The sequence below is a fragment of the Spiroplasma endosymbiont of Megaselia nigra genome (assembly GCF_003987485.1).
In the GTDB taxonomy this organism is placed as follows: domain Bacteria; phylum Bacillota_I; class Bacilli_A; order Mycoplasmatales; family Mycoplasmataceae; genus Spiroplasma.
Genome location: NZ_RCOO01000265.1, coordinates 1 through 1267 on the forward strand (window position 1 = coordinate 1; position 1267 = coordinate 1267).

1 protein-coding gene is annotated in these 1267 nt (G+C 22.2%); it reads right to left on the bottom strand.

Features of this window, described 5'->3' with window-relative positions; genetic code table 4:
• Nucleotides 1-87: 87 nt before the first annotated feature.
• Nucleotides 88-1071 (bottom strand): IS30 family transposase, encoded by a 984-nt coding sequence (locus D9R21_RS06585; RefSeq protein WP_126821553.1) that lies wholly within the window; start codon nt 1069-1071, stop codon nt 88-90.
• Nucleotides 1072-1267: the final 196 nt, after the last annotated feature.

Genomic DNA, 1267 nt, shown 5'->3' on the forward strand with positions numbered 1-1267 from the left:
AAAAAAAATAAAATATTTATAATTTTAGTCTATTTTAAGCATATTTACCCATACTGAAAAATAGTTTATTAAATTTTGTAAATAAACCTATCTAAAATTCTCTAAAAATAATTCTTTTGCTGTTCTTCAATTCAAAACAGGCCTTAATTTTTCATTTATAACATTAACTACTCAATCTATTTTTTGTTGACTAATAGGATTAAAATCTGTTCCCTTTTTAAATCAATGTCTAAACTCACCATTCATATATTCAATTAATGGTTTTTGTTGTGGTGAACCAGGATCGCAAAAATAAATATTAGAACCGGTAATCTTTTCCATCTCTTCAAACTTACTAAATTCTTTCCCTCTATCTGTTATTATTCCTTTAATTTTTCCAACTAAACCATTAATTCTAACTATATGTTCAAGTTTTTCTAAAACTTCACTTGAATTATTTTTTTCTAATTTCATTGCAAAATAATTTTTACTATTTTGTTCAACTAATACTAAACAACTAGATTGATGGTCTTTACCAACTACCGTATCCATTTCAAATCAACCAACATTAGATTCTTTATTTTCAATATCTCATATTGACTTAAATTTATCATCTAATTTTCCACGATTTTCAGTTTTTCCTTTTCTTTTGTATTTTTTACCATGATGTCGTAAATTATATTTATTTAATCCTAATAAATTTAACTTAATTCATTTATACAAAGTTTTTTTACATGCTGGAAATTTAATACCAAACCTTTTTTTAAATTTTCTAATAAGTTGTGAAGGTGTATCATGATATTTATTAAATCTTACATTTAATCATTCTTTTTGTTCTTCTGTAAATTCAGGAGGTTTTTTAATGGATTTTTCTCGTTTTTTTAAATAATCATTATGTGCTTTACGAGCATCATAATCTTCTATATTTTTAAATCTATTAATTTCTCTTTTAACAGTGTTAATATCTCTTCCTGTTTGTCTTGATATTTCAGATAAATTAAGTGTGCCATCTTTCTTTTTGCAAATATCAGATAAAAATAAATCCTTAAAAAATCTTCGTTCATCAAATTGTACATGTATATAATCTTGCATATATTTGTATCTCCATTTCTTTTAATAAATTTATTTATACACGAATTTTTTAAAAAAGTATTGACAAATATTTTTAAAGATATATTATTACATTGTAACAAGTATCAAATTTGTATCTCTTTATGCTTGTATACTAAAATAAAAAGTAAATTACTTTACTTTTTTTTATTTTGATGTAAAATATAGATAATAAAAA